17 protein-coding genes are annotated in these 16,889 nt (G+C 70.7%); 12 read left to right on the forward strand and 5 right to left on the reverse strand.

The annotated features are described in order from the left end of the window. The first annotated feature begins 42 nt into the window (after positions 1–42). Complete coding sequence (locus tag ACIWQI_RS07750) at positions 43–384, forward strand: hypothetical protein (RefSeq protein ID WP_396656570.1); 342 nt, start codon at positions 43–45, stop codon at positions 382–384. A gap of 10 nt (positions 385–394) precedes the next feature. On the opposite strand, the gene ACIWQI_RS07755 is transcribed toward ACIWQI_RS07750, so the two are convergent. From ACIWQI_RS07755 to ACIWQI_RS07765, 3 genes are all read right to left on the reverse strand, one after another. Further along, positions 395–1,777: an MFS transporter gene (locus ACIWQI_RS07755; RefSeq protein WP_396656571.1), complete on the reverse strand. Its 1,383-nt coding sequence runs from the start codon at positions 1,775–1,777 to the stop codon at positions 395–397. Between the two features lie 106 nt (positions 1,778–1,883). Then, the gene (gene hpaB / locus ACIWQI_RS07760; RefSeq protein ID WP_396656572.1) at positions 1,884–3,344 is read right to left on the reverse strand and encodes a 4-hydroxyphenylacetate 3-monooxygenase, oxygenase component; all 1,461 of its coding nucleotides are present in this window, start codon (positions 3,342–3,344) and stop codon (positions 1,884–1,886) included. A gap of 14 nt (positions 3,345–3,358) precedes the next feature. Further along, positions 3,359–3,907, reverse strand: coding sequence for a flavin reductase family protein (locus ACIWQI_RS07765; protein WP_396656573.1), 549 nt, complete (start codon positions 3,905–3,907; stop codon positions 3,359–3,361). Between the two features lie 194 nt (positions 3,908–4,101). Here ACIWQI_RS07765 and ACIWQI_RS07770 point away from each other — a divergent pair, with 194 nt between their 5' ends. After that, entirely contained in the window at positions 4,102–5,064 is a 963-nt protein-coding gene (locus tag ACIWQI_RS07770) for a helix-turn-helix domain-containing protein (protein WP_396656574.1), read from the forward strand. Between the two features lie 14 nt (positions 5,065–5,078). On the opposite strand, the gene ACIWQI_RS07775 is transcribed toward ACIWQI_RS07770, so the two are convergent. Together ACIWQI_RS07775 and styA are read right to left on the reverse strand one after the other, a co-directional pair. Continuing rightward, the gene (locus ACIWQI_RS07775; protein WP_396656575.1) at positions 5,079–5,390 is read right to left on the reverse strand and encodes an EthD family reductase; all 312 of its coding nucleotides are present in this window, start codon (positions 5,388–5,390) and stop codon (positions 5,079–5,081) included. Then, positions 5,383–6,627: a styrene monooxygenase subunit StyA gene (gene styA, locus ACIWQI_RS07780; RefSeq protein WP_396656576.1), complete on the reverse strand. Its 1,245-nt coding sequence runs from the start codon at positions 6,625–6,627 to the stop codon at positions 5,383–5,385. The genes ACIWQI_RS07775 and styA overlap by 8 nt, the downstream gene beginning before the upstream one ends. Before the next feature lie 191 nt (positions 6,628–6,818). Here styA and ACIWQI_RS07785 point away from each other — a divergent pair, with 191 nt between their 5' ends. The 10 genes from ACIWQI_RS07785 (at position 6,819) to ACIWQI_RS07830 (ending at position 16,598) form a co-directional block, all read left to right on the forward strand. After that, positions 6,819–8,276 carry a fumarylacetoacetate hydrolase family protein gene (locus ACIWQI_RS07785; RefSeq protein ID WP_396656577.1) on the forward strand — a complete coding sequence of 486 codons (1,458 nt, stop codon included), beginning with the start codon at positions 6,819–6,821 and terminating at the stop codon, positions 8,274–8,276. Beyond that, entirely contained in the window at positions 8,273–8,992 is a 720-nt protein-coding gene (locus ACIWQI_RS07790; RefSeq protein WP_396656578.1) for a GntR family transcriptional regulator, read from the forward strand. The genes ACIWQI_RS07785 and ACIWQI_RS07790 overlap by 4 nt, the downstream gene beginning before the upstream one ends. Next, on the forward strand, positions 8,985–10,547 hold the full coding sequence (hpaE, locus tag ACIWQI_RS07795; RefSeq protein ID WP_396656579.1) for a 5-carboxymethyl-2-hydroxymuconate semialdehyde dehydrogenase: 1,563 nt from the start codon (positions 8,985–8,987) through the stop codon (positions 10,545–10,547). The genes ACIWQI_RS07790 and hpaE overlap by 8 nt, the downstream gene beginning before the upstream one ends. A gap of 49 nt (positions 10,548–10,596) precedes the next feature. After that, the gene (gene hpaD, locus ACIWQI_RS07800) at positions 10,597–11,763 is read left to right on the forward strand and encodes a 3,4-dihydroxyphenylacetate 2,3-dioxygenase (RefSeq protein ID WP_396656580.1); all 1,167 of its coding nucleotides are present in this window, start codon (positions 10,597–10,599) and stop codon (positions 11,761–11,763) included. A 28-nt stretch (positions 11,764–11,791) separates the two neighbouring features. After that, positions 11,792–12,577 (forward strand): 2-keto-4-pentenoate hydratase, encoded by a 786-nt coding sequence (locus ACIWQI_RS07805; RefSeq protein ID WP_396656581.1) that lies wholly within the window; start codon positions 11,792–11,794, stop codon positions 12,575–12,577. After that, a complete protein-coding gene (locus ACIWQI_RS07810) occupies positions 12,562–13,386 on the forward strand; it encodes an HpcH/HpaI aldolase/citrate lyase family protein (RefSeq protein ID WP_396656582.1) in 825 nt (274 codons plus the stop codon). The genes ACIWQI_RS07805 and ACIWQI_RS07810 overlap by 16 nt, the downstream gene beginning before the upstream one ends. Before the next feature lie 75 nt (positions 13,387–13,461). After that, positions 13,462–14,010, forward strand: a complete 549-nt coding sequence (locus tag ACIWQI_RS07815) for a hypothetical protein (RefSeq protein ID WP_396656583.1) — start codon at positions 13,462–13,464, stop codon at positions 14,008–14,010. Positions 14,011–14,149: 139 nt separating this feature from the next. After that, positions 14,150–15,001 (forward strand): transporter substrate-binding domain-containing protein, encoded by an 852-nt coding sequence (locus ACIWQI_RS07820; protein WP_396656584.1) that lies wholly within the window; start codon positions 14,150–14,152, stop codon positions 14,999–15,001. 20 nt (positions 15,002–15,021) lie between these two features. Beyond that, positions 15,022–15,867: an amino acid ABC transporter permease gene (locus ACIWQI_RS07825; RefSeq protein WP_396656585.1), complete on the forward strand. Its 846-nt coding sequence runs from the start codon at positions 15,022–15,024 to the stop codon at positions 15,865–15,867. Continuing rightward, entirely contained in the window at positions 15,864–16,598 is a 735-nt protein-coding gene (locus ACIWQI_RS07830; RefSeq protein ID WP_396656586.1) for an amino acid ABC transporter ATP-binding protein, read from the forward strand. Before ACIWQI_RS07825 ends, ACIWQI_RS07830 begins: the two co-directional genes overlap by 4 nt. Positions 16,599–16,889: the final 291 nt, after the last annotated feature.

The raw sequence follows: 16,889 nt of genomic DNA on the forward strand, positions 1-16,889 counted from the left end.
ACCCCCTCGCGGCGGCCGTGTCCGTCCGCCTACGGTGCGGGTATGGACGATCGGAGCGACCCCGCGCGCCGCCGCGAGCAGGACCCCACCCTGGTGCGGAACCAGCCGGCGCTGAGGTCGGCGCGACGGGGCTGGTGGTTCCTGTGGAGCGGACTGTTCGCCCTCGTCTCGATCGGCGTGCTCGCCTGGCTCGCCGTACGTCAGACCGCGGTCGCGGTGATCGGCATCGCGATCATCGCGGCGCTCTACGCGGCGGTGCTGATCGTGGGCGCGACGGTGTCCGCGCCACCGCGGCGCAACGCCGCGTTCGCCTGGCTCACGATCGCGATGGCCGTCGTCGCGCTCGGGTCCACCATCGCGATCATGATGATCGAGTGGTCGTAGCAGCGCGCCGCTACGCCTTCGCCAGGCCGTAGATCGGACTCTTCGCCTGCTCCGCCTCGTGCTCGGGACCGAGCGGGATCCCGGAGCGGTCGCGCAGCAGCAGCGTCGCGATGAGACCGACGACGGTCATTCCGACCAGGTACCACGTGACCGACTCGCTGCTGCCGGTGGCCTGCACCAGCGCCTGCGCGATCGCGGGGGCGAACGCGCCCCCGAGCACCGCGCCGATCGCATACGAGATCGAGACGCCCGAGAAGCGGATGCTCGCCGGGAACAGCTCCGAGTACAGCGCCGCCTGCGGCCCGTAGGTGAAGCCGAGCCCGATCGTGAGGATCGCAAGGCCCGCGAACAGCAGCCAGACGTTGCCGGTGTTCACCAGCGGGAACAGCAGCAGGACGCCCGCCAGCTGCAGGATCCAGCCGATGATGTACGTGCTGCGTCGCCCGATGAGGTCGGAGATCCACCCGGCGACCCACGTCGAGATCAGCCAGGTCACCGCCGATCCGGTCACCGCCCACAGCACCGGCTCCGCATCCATGCGCAGGGCGCCCCCCGGATCGGTCGCGTAGCGCTGGATGAATCCGCCCGTGGTCATGTAGCCGACGGCGTTGTTGCCCGCGAACACGAGCGCCGCGACCAGGACCAGCAGCGTGTGCTTCCGGAAGAGCTGGACGATCGGCATCCGCGACTCCTCCTTGCGTTCCGCGATCTCCTGGAAGACGGGGCTCTCCTCGACCTTGCGACGCACGTAGTAGCCGACGAGGATCAGCACGACGCTGAGCAGGAACGGGACGCGCCAGCCCCACGCCAGGAAGCCCTCGTCGGTGGTGACGGCGGCCATGAGGGCGAGGATGCCGGAGGCCAGCAGCAGGCCGAGGGGCACCCCGATCTGCGGGGAGGCGCCGAAGATGCCGCGCCGGCGCTTGGGCGCGTGCTCGACGGCCATGAGAACGGCGCCGCCCCACTCGCCACCGGCGGAGATCCCCTGCAGGATGCGCAGGAGGATGAGCAGGATCGGCGCGGCGATGCCGATGGCGGAGTACGTCGGCAGCACGCCGACCAGGGTGGTGGCGGCGCCCATGAGCACGAGCGTCAGCATGAGGACGACCTTGCGCCCGTACTTGTCGCCGAAGTGCCCGGCCAGGAACGCGCCGAGCGGGCGGAACAGGAAGCTGATGCCGACGGTGATGAACGCCAGGATCTGCGCGAACCCCTCGCCCGCGGGTGCGAAGAACAGCTCGGCGAAGACGAGTCCGGCGGCGAACGCGTAGATGAAGAAGTCGTACCACTCCACCGTGGTGCCCACGACCGTGGCGAAGACCACGCGGCGGCGGTCCCGGGGGCTCGCGATGGTGCCGGTGGGGGTGAATCCGGGAGGCGGTGTCTCGCTCATGGAGGACTCCTTCGTCGATGTCGCCATCTGCGTCGGTGGGGATCATCCGGAGCGCGCCGGACTTCGTCGTATCATATACGATTTCAGATACAACGCAAGGACGGCCTCACTGTCCCGGGCGGTCCAGCAGCTCCCACACCCGTGCTCGCAGCGGCGCGCGGTCGCAGCCGGCGACGAGGGCCCCCGCCATCCGCACCGGATCGCCGAAGAAGTAGTACTCGTACTGCGCCTCGCGTCCGGCGAACCCCGACACCGAGGCATCCAGCGCGAGCTTGAACAGCCGCGCCCGATCGCGGGCCGGGAGCGTCGCCGACTGGAGATACCGCTCCAGCGCCCCCGCCTCGTCGGCGTCGAAGTCCCGCTCGCTCGGAAGCGCCATCAGGCCCGAGGCCGAGAACTTCCGGATGATCTCGCCCAGCCGCGGCGACACCTTCGTCGGGTACCAGTTGCGCGCGGCGTTGAGCACATCCCACTTGGGCAGGAACACGCCCTCGTCGTTCGGCGCGCCGTCCGCCTCGGCCGCGCGCAGCAGCGCCTTCTCGATCTCGACGTACGAGACGAGCTCCGCGATGTCCTGCTGGATGTGCGGGAACCCGCCGATCCCGATCGCCTCGGCGATCTCGGATGCGAGGCCCAGATAGAACTCGGTCTTGGCGAGCGTGCGGGTGACCACCTGGTGCGTCATCAGGGCGGCCGCGCCCGTCTCGGAGTAGAACGCGTTGCACAGCTCGGGGTGTCCGAGCAGGAACACCCTCTCGTTCGGGACGAAGACGTCGTCGAAGACGACGACCGCGTCCATCTCGTCGAAGCGCGACGCGAGCGGCTCGTCGAAGTGCGACCGGCCGTAGCCGAGCGGCGCGCGACAGTAGTACGACAGTCCCGGCGCATCGTTCTGGATCGCGAACGCATACGAGTACGGGGCGTCCTCCGGCGTGCCGCGCAGGACGGTGGACGGGAACACGAGCAGCTCGTCAGCGATGGGGCCGATCGTCGCCAGCATCCGGGCGCCGCGGACCACGATCCCGTCGTCGCGCTCTTCGACCACCCGGGCGGCGACCTCGCCGCCGGCCTGCTGCGCGCTGCCCTGGGCGCGATTGACCTGCGGCGGGATGAGGGTGTGCGTCGCGAGCAGGTCGTTCTCGCGGGCGTGCTCGAAGTACGCGCCGATGCGCTCCGCGAACACGGGATCGGCACGGGCGAAGAAGCTCTTCGCGGTGGCGAGGGCCGTCAGGGCCGAGTTGAGGTAGTCGCCGGTGCGGCCGAGGAACCCGTTCGCGTGCCGGGCCCAGACGGTCATCCCCTCGCGACGGCGCTGCAGGTCGTGCTCGCTGCGCGGAACGAGGAACGAGATGCCGACCCGATCGCCGGTCGTCGGCGACGCGAAGGTCAGCGCATCGCGATGCGCGGGGTCGTGCTGCAGATCGAACAGGGTCGCGTAGGTGCGTGCGGTGTCGCGGAAGGCGGGATGCTCGGCGACCCGTCCCCTGACCGTCTCCCCGTCGATGTGGATCGTCGGCGTCATCGCGTTGAGCCTGTCGAGGTACTCGCCCCCGGTCCGCGCTCCCATGCCCTCTCCTGTCGTCAGAACAGCGCCTCGTGCCCCAGCGACGGCTCCGGGATCGTGCAGAACTGACCGTGCACGAAACCGAGCGCATCGCCGCTGCGGTAATCGAACTCCTGCACCTCGCCGAGGAACAGCGTGTGGTCGCCGCCGTCGTAGGTCGCCCAGGGCGTGCACACGAAGTGGCTCAGCGCGCCCGCCAGCCGCGGCGCCCAGCGCCCCTCGATCCAGACGGGGTCGACCACGGGCCGTCCGGCGAAGTGCAGCGCGACATCCTGCTGCTCGGCGCCGAGCACATTGATCGCGAACGGCCGCCCCGCGAGCAGATCGTGACTGCGGACGCTGCGCTGGATCGAGACGAGCACGAGCGGAGGCTCCATCGACACCGATGTGAACGAGTTCACCGTGATGCCCTGTCGCCGCAGGCTCCCATCGTCCTCGGCGGCGTCGAACGTGACCACGGCGACGCCGGTGGCGAACCGCCCCAGGCTCCCCCGCAGGAAGTGGGTCGGGGGCCGGTAGAGGGCGGAGTCGGGGCGGAACGATCCGCTTCCGGTGACCGTCATCATGGCGTGACCTCCTCGATGGCGCTGCCGGCGCATCGGTCGGCGGGCGCAGAGCACTGGTCCGCCCGCGCGCGACCCCTCCCCGACCTGCCGCTGCCGTTGCGGCCCGGAGTAGACTCCCCGGCACATCGCGCGGGTCGACGGCGACGCGCCGGGCCGGCCGATGACACCCGAATCACGATGAGGTGAGGTGCGACGTGGCCGGATCCGCTCCCGTGGCCGTGCAGGAGACGACGACGGAGATCGCGCGGTGGCAGGATGCCGTCTCCCGCTCGTTCGTCCCGCTGACCGTCCACACCCCGGCCGGCGCCGACTTCCATGCGCGGCTGGAGGGGCGGGTCAGCGACGGGGTCCTCTTCTCCACGGTGCGCGCGACTGCGCACGCGGTCGAGCGCACCCCGGCGCACATCGTCACCTCGCCGGGCGACTACGTCAAGCTGACGCTGCAGCTGGCGGGCACCGGCATCCTCATCCAGGACGACCGGACCGCGCTGCTGGCACCCGGCGACATCGTGCTGTACGACACCAGCCGTCCCTACACGCTCGAGTTCGGCGCAGACCTCGCCGCCGTCGTCGTGATGTTCCCGCACCGGATGATCGACGTCGACGCCGAGACCCTGCACGACCTCACGGCGGTCCGCATCCGCGGCGAAGAGGGCTTCGCCCGCGCGGTGAGCCACTTCCTCGCGGGCCTGGCCACCGCCCTGCCGACCCTGGACGGGCCGACCGGGCTGCGCATCACGCACAACACCATGGACCTCATCGCCACCATGGTCGGCAGCGAGCTGCGTGGCGGTGCGTGGGGCGATCCCGGCGCCGAGCTGCTGTTCCGGATCGACAGCTACATCAATGCGAACCTGCGCCGGCCGGACCTCGGCCCCGAGACGATCGCGGCCGCCAACTACATCTCCACGCGCTACCTGCACTCCCTCTTCCAGCGCCGCGGCACGACCGTGTCGCAGTGGGTGCGGGAGCGCCGCCTCGAGCACGTCCGCCGCGACCTCATCGACCCGCGGCGCCGCGGCGACGGCATCGCCGCCATCGCGACGTCGTGGGGCTTCGTCGACGCGTCGCATTTCAGCAAGGTCTTCCGCGCGCACGTCGGCACCTCGCCCACCGCGTACCGCGCCGCAGGAGGGCAGGCCGCGGTCCGCGGGTGACGGCGAGGGCGCGCTCATGCCGTGACGAGCTCCTCGACGGCGAACGGCACGACGACCGCGCCTCCGGTCGCATAGTTCGGCACATCCGCCTGCACCGCCTGTCCCTCTGCGGAGGCCAGCGCCGCGCCCAGGGCCTCGGCGGAGGCGAAGGTGGCCTCGAAGACGGCGTAGTACGGACCGCCGTCCGGCTCGTCGACCCCGAGCGAGAACGAGATGCCGAGCACGCCGGGAAGCCGCGTGCACAGCGGCAGATGGACCTCTCGATAGTGCCGTTCGAAGGCGGCACGGTCGACGGGCGGCGGGTAGAGCACGAGCAGCTTATGCATTGGCGGGCTCCTCGGCGCGGGCGTGCCGTGCGATGGCGGCCGCGGCGATCTCGGGCGAGCCGACGATGTCGTGCCACTGCCGCTCGGGGTGGTTGAAGTTCTCGGTGAACTCGTCGCACAGCGACCTGCTCTGACTCATCGCGCCCAGCAGCTGGATGATGTGGTCGGCCGGGGGCAGCTGCACCATGAGGTTCGTCCAGTCGCTCACCGTCTCGACGCGCTCGCGCCGACGCTCGGCGGCCCGGCGGCCGAGGTCCTCTCCGAATCCGCGGTCGGCGAGGATCTCCTGCCCCACCGTGTAGCCGGAGTACGAGGCCGAGTTCGCGCCCTGCCCGACGACGGGATCGAGCACCGAGTGCACGTCGCCGGCGGCGATGACGACGGTGCCGTCGTCGAGCAGGCGATAGTCGTTGCGCAGCACCGGCGTCACGGCGCCCTGCAGCAGGTCGTCCGGTCCGGTCAGCTGGAACGAGCTCTCGTCCACGCGTTCGAAGACGCTGGGGTGGTGCGTGCGCAGCTTGTCGAGGACGAGCTGCCGGAAGGCGGCCGGGTCGTCGGAGTACCGCGCGTCGGCGAGCACCTCGAGGTCGCCGCCGGGCACGTTCTCGAACAGGAGCGCGTTCACGTGGCCCGCGAACGAGAAGATCGGGATGTCGATCAGCTCGCCGTGGCCGGGCGCGATGCTGAGCGTCACGCCGTGCGGCTCGGTGCGCGCGATGCCGGTCCACAGCCCCACCATGAGCCGGCGCATCGGCTGCCGGTAGGGCGACTTCTCGGGGCGGATCCCGAAGAACTCGCCGAGCGAGCGCTTGCCGGAGGCCACCACGATGGCGTCGTGCCGCGCGCCGAGGGCGGGCAGGTCGTCCGCTTCCACCTGACGCAGCTCGATGCGCCCGCCGCGCTCTTCGAAGTCGGCCATGAGCCGGGGCTGGTAGATGCGGTAGTCGACGGCGCGCGAGGGCTGCGCGAAGTCACCGCGGAAGAAGAGGTTCGGGCCGCCCACGAAATGGTGGTGGCACACGTAGCCGTACTCTTCGACCGGCCAGTGGTCCACTCCGAGCTCGCGCTCGCGCGCCACCGTGACCGCGTGGTGCGCGACGCTGTTGGGCAGCCGCCCGGTGCGCACGTCCTCGGCCGAGCGGTCGGTGTAGATCGTGACCGGGATGTCGTGCTGCCGCAGCAGCAGGCCGAGATGCAGGCCCGCGGTGCCGGCGCCGACGATGCCGATGTCTGTCATACGTCCTCCTCGGGTTCGCCGCCTTCCGCGGCCTGCTCTGCACGCTAGAGGCAGGGCCGCCGGCGCGGAACGGCGGCGACCCGAACGCGCACTGGCCGACCAGTCCCGCGCAGAGGCCGACCAGCGCTGCTTGCCGAAGGCGCGGTGATCATATACGATTTCGGATACAACGCAGGAGGCGAAGGAGCTTCATGATTGACGACACCGCCGGCGACCCGCGATTCTCGGGACTGCCCGGGCGCCCCGGCAAGATCATCGCCGTTCATCTGAGCTACCGGTCACGCGCCGATCAGCGCGGCCGCCGGCCCGCGGCCCCCTCCTACTTCCTGAAGGCCTCGAGCTCGGTCGCCGCATCCGGCGGCGTCATCGAGCGCCCGCCCGGGACCGAGCTGCTCGCCTTCGAGGGCGAGATCGCGCTGGTCATCGGCACCGCCGCCCGCCACGTCCGACTCGACCGGGCGTGGGAGCACGTCGGGTGGGTGACCGCCGCGAACGACTTCGGAGTCTACGACCTGCGCGCGAACGACAAGGGATCGAATGTGCGCTCCAAGAGCGGCGACGGGTTCACGCCGATCGGCCCGGGCCTCATCGACGCCCGCGCCGTCGATCCGGGCGCGCTGCGCCTGCGCACGTGGGTGGACGGCGAACTCGTGCAGGACGACACCACGGCGGGCCTCATCTTCCCGCTCGCGCAGTTCGTCGCCGACCTGTCGCAGCACTTCACGCTCGAGCCCGGCGACGTGATCCTCACCGGCACGCCGGCCGGCTCGTCGGTCGTCGTCCCCGGCGCCGTCGTCGAGGTCGAGGTCGACTCCCCCGCCACCGGCGCCACGTCCGGCCGGCTGGTCACCACGGTGGTCGAAGGCACCGGCCCCGGCTACGACGCGTCCGTCGGGTCGCTCCCGTCGGTCGACGACGCGCAGCGGGCGGATGCCTGGGGCACACCGGAACCGGCGACCGGACTGCCCGCCGAGCTGCGCACCAAGCTGGAGCGCTGCCCGGTCGCGGGGCTGTCCGGCCAGCTGCGCAAGCGCGGCCTGAACAACGTGTCGATCGACGGCGTGCGGCCGCTGCATCCCGAAGCCAAGCTCGTCGGCGTCGCCAAGACCCTGCGCTTCGTGCCCAACCGCGAAGACCTCTTCGGCAGCCACGGCGGGGGCTACAACGCACAGAAGCGCGCCTTCGACGCCGTCCGCGAGGGGGAGGTCCTCGTCATCGAGGCCCGCGGCGAGCCGGGGTCGGGAACCCTCGGCGACATCCTCGCCATCCGTGCGCACGCCGCCGGCGCTGCCGGCATCGTCACCGACGGCGGGGTGCGCGATCTCGACGCGGTGACCGCCGTCGGCATCCCCGTCTACGCCACCGGCGCCCACCCTGCGGTGCTCGGTCGCAAGCACGTGCCCTGGGACGTCGACGTCGCCGTCGCCTGCGGCGGCGCCACCGTGCTGCCCGGTGATGTCATCGTCGGCGACGCGGACGGCGTCATCGTGATCCCCGCCGGCATCGCCGAGGAGGTCGTCGACGCCGCGCTCGCCCAGGAGGACGAGGATGCCTGGATCGCCGCCCGCGTCGCGGAGGGTCACCCGGTCGAGGGCCTTTTCCCGATGAACGCCGAATGGCGTGCGAGGTTCACGGCGGAGCGAGCATGAGCGACGCGGTGGGCCAGGCCACGCAGAGCAAGTCGCAGCGTGCCTATCAATGGGTGAAGGCGCGCATCGCGAACCAGGACTTCACCCCGGGATACCGCCTCGTGCTGGGCACGATCGCCGGCGAGCTCGACATGAGCGTCGTGCCGGTGCGCGAGGCGATCCGTCAACTCGAGGCCGAGGGCCTGGTCACCTTCGAGCGCAACGTCGGCGCGCGCGTGGCGATGGTCGACGACTCGCAATATCGCTTCAGCATGCAGGCCCTGAGCATCCTCGAAGGCGCCGCCACCGCCCTTGCGGCGCGCAGCCTCACCGCAGAGGATGTGCGGACCGCGCGCGCCGTCAACGAGCAGATGACCAGCAGCCTGGCGCACTTCGATCCGCACCGCTTCACCGCGCTCAACCAGCAGTTCCACGCGACGCTGTTCACCAAGTGCGCCAATCCGCGCATGCTCGACCTCGTCAACGCCGAGTGGGCGCGGCTGGGGCATCTGCGCGACTCGACCTTCAGCTTCGTTCCGGGCCGCGCACAGGAGTCGGTGCAGGAGCACGAAGAGATCCTGCAGCTGATCGAGTCCTCCGCGCCGCTGAGCACGATCGAGAAGGCCGCGCGCCGGCACCGTGCCGCAACGCTCGACGCCTACATGACCCACGAGCACCCCGACGAGACCCTCGGGCTGCCCAAGCTGTCCCCCCGAAAAGGAGAGTCCGATGACTGATCCCTCCCTCACGACGCGGCATGTGCCCGCCGATCTCCCCGAGCGCATCCAGCACTACATCGACGGCGAGTTCGTCGACTCTGTGGACGGCGACACCTTCGACGTCCTCGAGCCGGTGTCGAACGAGGTGTACCTGCAGGCCGCGTCCGGCAAGGTCGCCGACATCCACCGCGCCGTGCAGGCCGCCAAGCGGGCGTTCGCCGAGGGCCCGTGGCCGCGCATGATCGCCCGCGAGCGCTCGCGCATCCTGCACCGGATCGCCGACATCGTGGAGTCGCGCGACCGGCGCCTCGCCGAGCTGGAGAGCTTCGACTCCGGGCTTCCGATCAGCCAGGCACTGGGCCAGGCGCGCCGCGCCGCCGAGAACTTCCGCTTCTTCGCCGACCTGATCGTGGCCCAGTCCGACGACACCTTCAAGGTTCCCGGACGCCAGATCAACTACGTCAACCGCAAGCCGATCGGCGTCGCCGGGCTCATCACCCCGTGGAACACGCCGTTCATGCTCGAGTCGTGGAAGCTCGGCCCTGCCCTCGCGACCGGGAACACCGTCGTGCTCAAGCCGGCCGAGTTCACGCCGCTGTCCGCGTCGCTGTGGCCGGGCATCTTCGAGGAGGCGGGCCTGCCCGTGGGCGTGTTCAACCTCGTCAACGGCTTCGGCGAGGAAGGCTACGCCGGCGACTCGCTCGTGAGGCATCCCGATGTCCCCCTCATCTCGTTCACCGGGGAGAGCCGCACCGGGCAGATCATCTTCGGCAACGCGGCGCCGCACCTCAAGGGCCTGTCGATGGAGCTGGGCGGCAAGAGTCCGGCTGTCGTGTTCGCGGATGCCGATCTGGATGCCGCGATCGACGCCACCATCTTCGGGGTCTTCTCCCTCAACGGCGAGCGCTGCACCGCAGGCTCGCGCATCCTCGTGCAGCGGGAGGTCTACGACGAGTTCGTGGAGCGCTACGCGGCGCAGGCGAAGCGGGTCAAGGTGGGCTACCCGCACGATCCGGCCACCGAGGTCGGCGCGCTCGTGCACCCGGAGCACTTCGAGAAGGTCATGAGCTACGTCGAGCTCGGCAAGACCGAGGGGCGCCTGGTCGCCGGAGGCGGCCGGCCCGAGGGCTTCGAGTTCGGCAACTTCGTCGCCCCGACCGTCTTCGCCGACGTGCCGCCCACCGCCCGCATCTTCCAGGAGGAGATCTTCGGCCCGGTGGTGGCGATCACCCCGTTCGACACCGACGACGAGGCCCTGGCGCTGGCCAACGACACCAAGTACGGCCTGGCCGCCTACATCTGGACGAACGACCTCAAGCGCGCGCACAACTTCGCGCAGGCGGTGGAGGCCGGCATGGTGTGGCTGAACTCCAACAACGTGCGCGACCTGCGCACGCCGTTCGGAGGAGTGAAGGCCTCCGGCCTCGGGCACGAGGGCGGCTACCGTTCGATCGACTTCTACACCGACCAGCAGGCGGTGCACATCACGCTCGGCAAGGTGCACAACCCGAGCTTCGGCAAGGCCGCCCCCGCGGAGACGGCCACCGACCTGGACGACCCCGATCCCCGCTGACCTGGACGGGCTCAGGGACCGAGAACACGACAAGATCAAGGACGCTGCCATGACCGACCGCAAAGACATGACGCTGACCTCCTCCGGCTTCTACGTGAGCCAGGAGGCGCCGATCAGCACCGACAACCCCGTTCCGACCCCGATCTCGCCGCCGCCGGACATCCTGCGCTGCGCCTACATGGAGATCGTCGTCACCGACCTCGCCGCCTCCCGCGAGTTCTACGTCGACGTGCTGGGGCTGACTGTGACCGAGGAGGACGAGGAGGCGATCTACCTCCGCTCGCTGGAGGAGTTCATCCACCACAACCTGGTGCTGCGCAAGGGCCCCGTGGCCGCCGTCGCCGCCTTCTCGTATCGCGTGCGCACGCCCGAAGACCTCGACAAGGCCGTCGCCTTCTACGAGGAGCTCGGCTGCACCGTGCGTCGCAACCCGGACGGCTTCGTCAAGGGCATCGGCGACTCGGTGCGCGTGGTCGATCCGCTCGGGTTCCCGTACGAGTTCTTCCACGACGTGCAGCACGTCGAGCGTCTCGCCTGGCGCTACGACCTGTACTCGCCCGGCGCACTGGTGCGGCTGGACCACTTCAACCAGGTCACCCCCGACGTGCCGCGCGCCACGAAGTTCATGCAGGACCTCGGCTTCCGGGTGACCGAGGACATCCAGGACGAGGACGGCACCGTCTACGCGGCCTGGATGCGCCGCAAGCCCACCGTGCACGACACCGCCATGACCGGCGGCGACGGACCGCGCATGCACCACGTCGCCTTCTCCACCCACGAGAAGCACAACATCCTCGCCATCTGCGACAAGATGGGCGCTCTGCGCATCTCGGACCGCATCGAGCGGGGGCCCGGCCGCCACGGCGTGTCGAACGCGTTCTACCTGTACCTGCGCGACCCCGACGGCCACCGCGTCGAGATCTACACGCAGGACTACTACACCGGCGACCCCGACAACCCGGTGGTCACGTGGGACGTGCACGACAATCAGCGCCGCGACTTCTGGGGCAACCCGGTCGTGCCCTCCTGGTACACCGACGCGTCGCTGGTGCTCGACCTCGACGGCAACCCGCAGCCGGTCGTGGCCCGCGAGGAGGCCTCGGAGCTGGCGGCCACGATCGGCGCCGACGGATTCTCGTACACGCGCCGCAGCGACGGCGAGGACTCGATGCCGGAGTGGAAGCAGGGCGAGTACAAGCTCGGCCACCAGCTGTGACGCTGCCCCTGACCTGAGGAGACGACGGATGCTGGACGCCGACACCATCGCGCAGATCGCCGCCGAGCTCGCGGAGGCCGACCGCACGCACGGCGTGATCCCGAGGATCACCGCCCGCTGGCCGGAGGCCACCGTCGAGGACGCCTATGCGATCCAGGGCGTGTGGCGCGACCGGAACCTCGCCGCCGGACGCACGCTCGTGGGCCGCAAGATCGGTCTCACCTCGAAGGCGATGCAGCACGCCACCGGGATCACCGAGCCCGACTACGGCGTGATGTTCGACGACACCGTGTACCCGAGCGGCAGCGAGATCCCCTTCGACCACTTCTCGAACGTGCGCATCGAGGTCGAGCTCGCCTTCGTGCTGAGGACGGCGCTGGAAGGTCCCGGCTGCACGCTCGAAGACGCGCTGGCGGCCACGGATCACGTCGTGCCGGCGCTCGAGGTGCTCAACTCGCACATCGAGCTCGAAGGTCGCACGATCGTCGACACGATCAGCGACAACGCCGCTTACGGCGCGATGGTGCTCGGCGACACCCGTCGCCGGCCCGACGAGGTCGACCTGCCGTGGGTGCCGGGCGTGCTGGCCCGCAACGGCGAGGTCGAGGAGACCGGCGTCGCCGCCGGCGTGCTGGGGCATCCGGCGACCGGAGTGGCGTGGCTGGCGAACAAGCTCCACCAGCACGGTGCCAGACTCGAGGCGGGCGAGATCATCCTCGCCGGGTCGTTCACGCGGCCGATGTGGGTGCAGCGCGGCGACGGGGTGCGCTGCGACTACGGTCCGATGGGAGTCGTCACATGCCGCTTCGTCTGAACCCGACCTTCCGCGACCGCCTCGCCGAGGCGGCGCCCGACGGACCGGGGCGCGGAAGGCCCCTCGCCGGGATCTGGGTGTGCACGGGCAGTCCGCTCGTGGCCGAGATCTGCGCGGGCTCCGGGATGGACTGGCTGCTCATCGACGGCGAGCACTCTCCGATCGGCCTGGAGTCGACCCTGGCGATCCTGCAGGCATCCGCCGCGTACCCGATCACGCCGCTGGTGCGCGTGCCGACCGGCGATCTGGTGACCATGAAGCAGGTGCTCGACCTGGGCGCGCAGAACGTTCTGGTGCCGATGATCTCGTCGGCCGATGAGGCCCGCGCGGTCGTCGAGGCGGTGCGCTACCCGCCGCACGGGCGCCGCGGCGTGGGCTCGGCGCTCGCGCGCTCGGCGCGCTGGAACCGCGTGGACGGCTACCTGGCGAACGCCGACGCGCACGTGTCGCTGACGGTGCAGATCGAGACCGCCGAGGGCGTCGAGGCGGCAGCCGGCATCGCCGCCGTCGACGGCGTGGATGCCGTCTTCGTCGGGCCGAGCGACCTGGCGGCGTCCATGGGTGTGCTCGGGCAGCAGTCGCACCCGGATGTCACCGCCGCCGTGCTGCGCACCTTCGACGCCGTCCATGCTGCCGGCAAGCCCGTGGGCGTGAACGCCTTCGACCCCGAGGTCGCGCAGTCCTACGCCGACGCGGGGGCCGACTTCCTCGCGGTCGGGGCGGACGTGTCGCTGCTCGCCCGCGGCTCGGAGGCCCTGGCGGCGCGGTGGGTGCCGGCATCCGACTCCGCGCAGCGCGCGTCCTACTGACCCGCGGCGTGAACTCGCCCCGCCTCCCACCCCCCGGCACTCGCCCTCGGGGCCCGCACGTGACACGCTGGGTCCATGAAGAAGTGGATCGTGCGGTTCGTGTCGCTGCTGGTGTTCAACGTGGTGGTGCTGCTGCTGATCGGGTTCCTGACCCCTGCCCGCGTCGGCTGGGCGGCCCTGTGGGCCGGCATCGTCATGACCGCCCTCGTCATCTGGGTCAAGCCGCTCATCGCGAAGTGGTTCGCATCGATGGCGGCCAAGTCGGCCGGCGGGCGGACGAAGCTCGGCGAGAAGCTCGTGGAGTTCCTGCTCGCCCTCGCGATCGCGTTCATCGTCTGGATCCTCACCGTCGTGCTGTCGGGAGTCACCGTCTCGGGCTGGTTCTGGGGCTACATCCTGCCGCCGGTGATCCTGCTCATCGGCTGGGCGATCTACGACGCCATCGACGACCGGGTCGAGGGCCACGCCGGCGCGATCTACGACAAGGCCACCGGTGGAGCGCGCGAGACGGAGTCCGCGGATGCCGCTCCCGCGGTGCCGTCGCCCGAGGCGCAGGCCGGCCGCCGCGAGCTGAAGGACGGGCTCACCGACGAGCAGCGACGCATGCTCGACGAGCTCGGATAGACCTCGCGAAGCATCGTTGCACCCGGTGTAACAATGCGACACCGATCGCCCCGGGGCGGCTCCGTCCGGGGGAGGATGGTCGGTGGTGCTGCGCACAGCCCCCGTGCGGCGCCGTCCCCGAGTCCCTGGAGGCATCCCCATGTCGCGTCCCGTCCTGCGCTCCCTGATCCTGGCCGCCGCCGCCGCGACCGCGCTCGCCCTCGCGGGCTGCGCGTCCGGCACGGCTCCGACGGCGACCGATGACCCCGCGAGCGCCGACGAGGGCTACATCACACCCGGCAAGCTCACCATCGCCACCGGCGAGACTGCCTACTACCCCTACGTGATCGACGACGACCCCGCGTCCGGCGAGGGCTTCGAGGCGGCCGTCGCCTACGCGGTGGCCGAGAAGCTCGGCTTCGCGCCCGAGGACGTGGTGTGGGTGCGCACGAGCTTCGAGGCGGCGATCGCCCCCGGGCCGAAGGACTTCGACTTCAACATCCAGCAGTACACGATCACCGACGAGCGCAAGCAGGCGGTCGACTTCTCCTCGCCGTACTACCAGGCCAGCCAGGCGGTCGTGGCGATCGAGGGCGGCGCCGCCGACGGCGTGACCGACATCGCGGGCCTGAAGGATCTGCTGCTGGGCGCGATGGCCGGCTCCACCAGCGCGACGACGATCGAGGAGGCCGTGCAGCCGAACGTCGCCCCGCAGCTGTACAACTCCAACGAGGATGCCGTCGCGGCGCTGATCGCCGATCAGATCGACGCGCTCGTGCTCGACCTGCCGACCGCCTACTACGCCACCGGGGTCTACATCGAGAACTCCTTCATCGTGGGCGAGCTGCCCGGCGCCGGGGTGCCGGACGAGTGGGGGCTGCTGCTGCCGAAGGACTCCCCCCTCACCCCGGCGGTGACCGCCGCGGTGGACGAGCTGCGCGCCGACGGCACGCTGCAGCAGATCACCGACGAATGGCTCGGCTCGGGCCAGGGCGTCACGCTGCTGCAGTGACGGCGCGCTAGCGTCGTTCCGTGACCACGCACCAGCCCAGCGCGCTCGAACTCGACCGGCGCGCCTACCGCCGGCGCCGCTCGCAGCGGTCGGTGCTCGTCGCGATCGCCTCGTCGGTCGCCTTCGCGGTGATCGTCTGGGCGATCCTCATCAACACCCCCGCCTGGTCGGACGTGCAGCGGGCGTTCTTCAGCCCCGACGTGGCGCTTGCGGCGCTGCCGCGCGTATGGGACGGGTTCCTGCTGAATCTGCAGGTGCTCGGGCTGTCGGTGGTGACCGTCGCCCTGTTCTCGCTGCTGCTGGCGGTGCTGCGGACCCTGCGCGGCCCGGTGTTCTTCCCGGTGCGGGTGATCGTCGCCGGGTACACCGACATCTTCCGTGGCCTGCCGTTCATCATCGTGCTGTTCCTGTTCGGCTTCGGCCTGCCGACCCTCATCGACACCCGCGTCCCGCCGATCGTGCTGGGCACGCTGTGCGTGACGCTGACCTACTCGGCGTATGTCGCCGAGGTGATCCGGGCGGGCATCGAGGCTGTGCACCCGTCGCAGCGGCTCGCCGCGCGCGCCCTGGGCCTGGGCTACGTGCAGACCCTGCGCCGGGTGGTGCTGCCGCAGGCGCTGCGCAAGATGACGCCGCCGCTGATGAACGACTTCGTCGCGATGCAGAAGGACGTCGGCCTCATCTCCATCCTCGGCGCGGTCGACGCGGTGCGGGCCGCCCAGATCGTGACCGCGCAGACGTACAACTTCACGCCGTATGTGGTCGCCGGCATCCTGTTCATCCTCCTCGCGATCCCGACGATCCGGCTCACCGACTGGTACACCGCGCGCCTGCGCGAGCGCGAGCAGAGCGGATCGGTGCTGTGAGCGCCCTGCTGCAGGCCGACGGCCTCTACAAGGCGTTCGGCGACAAGCCCGTGCTGCAGGGCGTGTCGCTCGCGCTCGACGCGCACGACGTGGTCGCCGTCATCGGAGCCAGCGGCTCGGGCAAATCGACCCTCCTGCGATGCCTGAACCTGCTCGAGCCGATCGACGACGGGCAGATCCTGCTCGGCGGCGTCGACATCTCCGACCCGCGCGTGGACGCGAACCGGGTGCGCGCGCGCTTCGGCATCGTCTTCCAGAGCTACAACCTGTTCCCGCACCTGTCCGTGCTCGACAACGTGACGCTGGCGTCGCGGGTGGTCAAGCGCGTGCCGCGGCGCGCGGCCGACGCGCACGGGCTGGCGCTCCTTGACCGCGTGGGCCTGGCCGACAAGGCGCGCGAGCATCCCGATCGCCTCTCCGGAGGCCAGCAGCAGCGCGTGGCGATCGCGCGGGCGCTGGCGACCGACCCCGAGGTGCTCCTGCTCGACGAGGTCACCTCCGCGCTCGACCCCGAGCTCGTCGGCGAGGTGCTCGAACTCGTGCGTCAGCTCGCCGAGGAGGGCGCGACGATCCTCATGGCCACGCACGAGATGGCGTTCGCGCGCGACGTCGCTCACCGCGTCGTGTTCCTGGACGGGGGCCGCATCGTCGAAGAGGGGTCACCCGCCGAGGTGTTCGGCGCGGCGCGCGAGCAGCGGACGCGGGAGTTCCTCGCCCGCTTCACCGCGTGAGGCGGGCGTCTGCACCGGCCGACTGAACCGGCGGACTGCACCAGCCGACCTCCGCGAGCCGAAAGCCGGGCCGGTCACCACGACACGCCGGCCCGAGGCATCCCACTCCGGCGTGTCCGATCACGGACCCGATTTCTGGTCCGGGTGACGGCGGAGGGGACAGGTCGGGACCGGCTCGGTGAGCCGGTCGGGATCCGTTTCGCGGGCGGGCCGAGACGGAACGGGATGCCGGGAAGTCAGCCGGCTGCGCGCTCGGCCGCCTCGACGACGTTCGTCATGAGGAGGGCGACC

Source organism: Microbacterium sp., assembly GCF_044508325.1.
GTDB lineage: Bacteria > Actinomycetota > Actinomycetes > Actinomycetales > Microbacteriaceae > Microbacterium.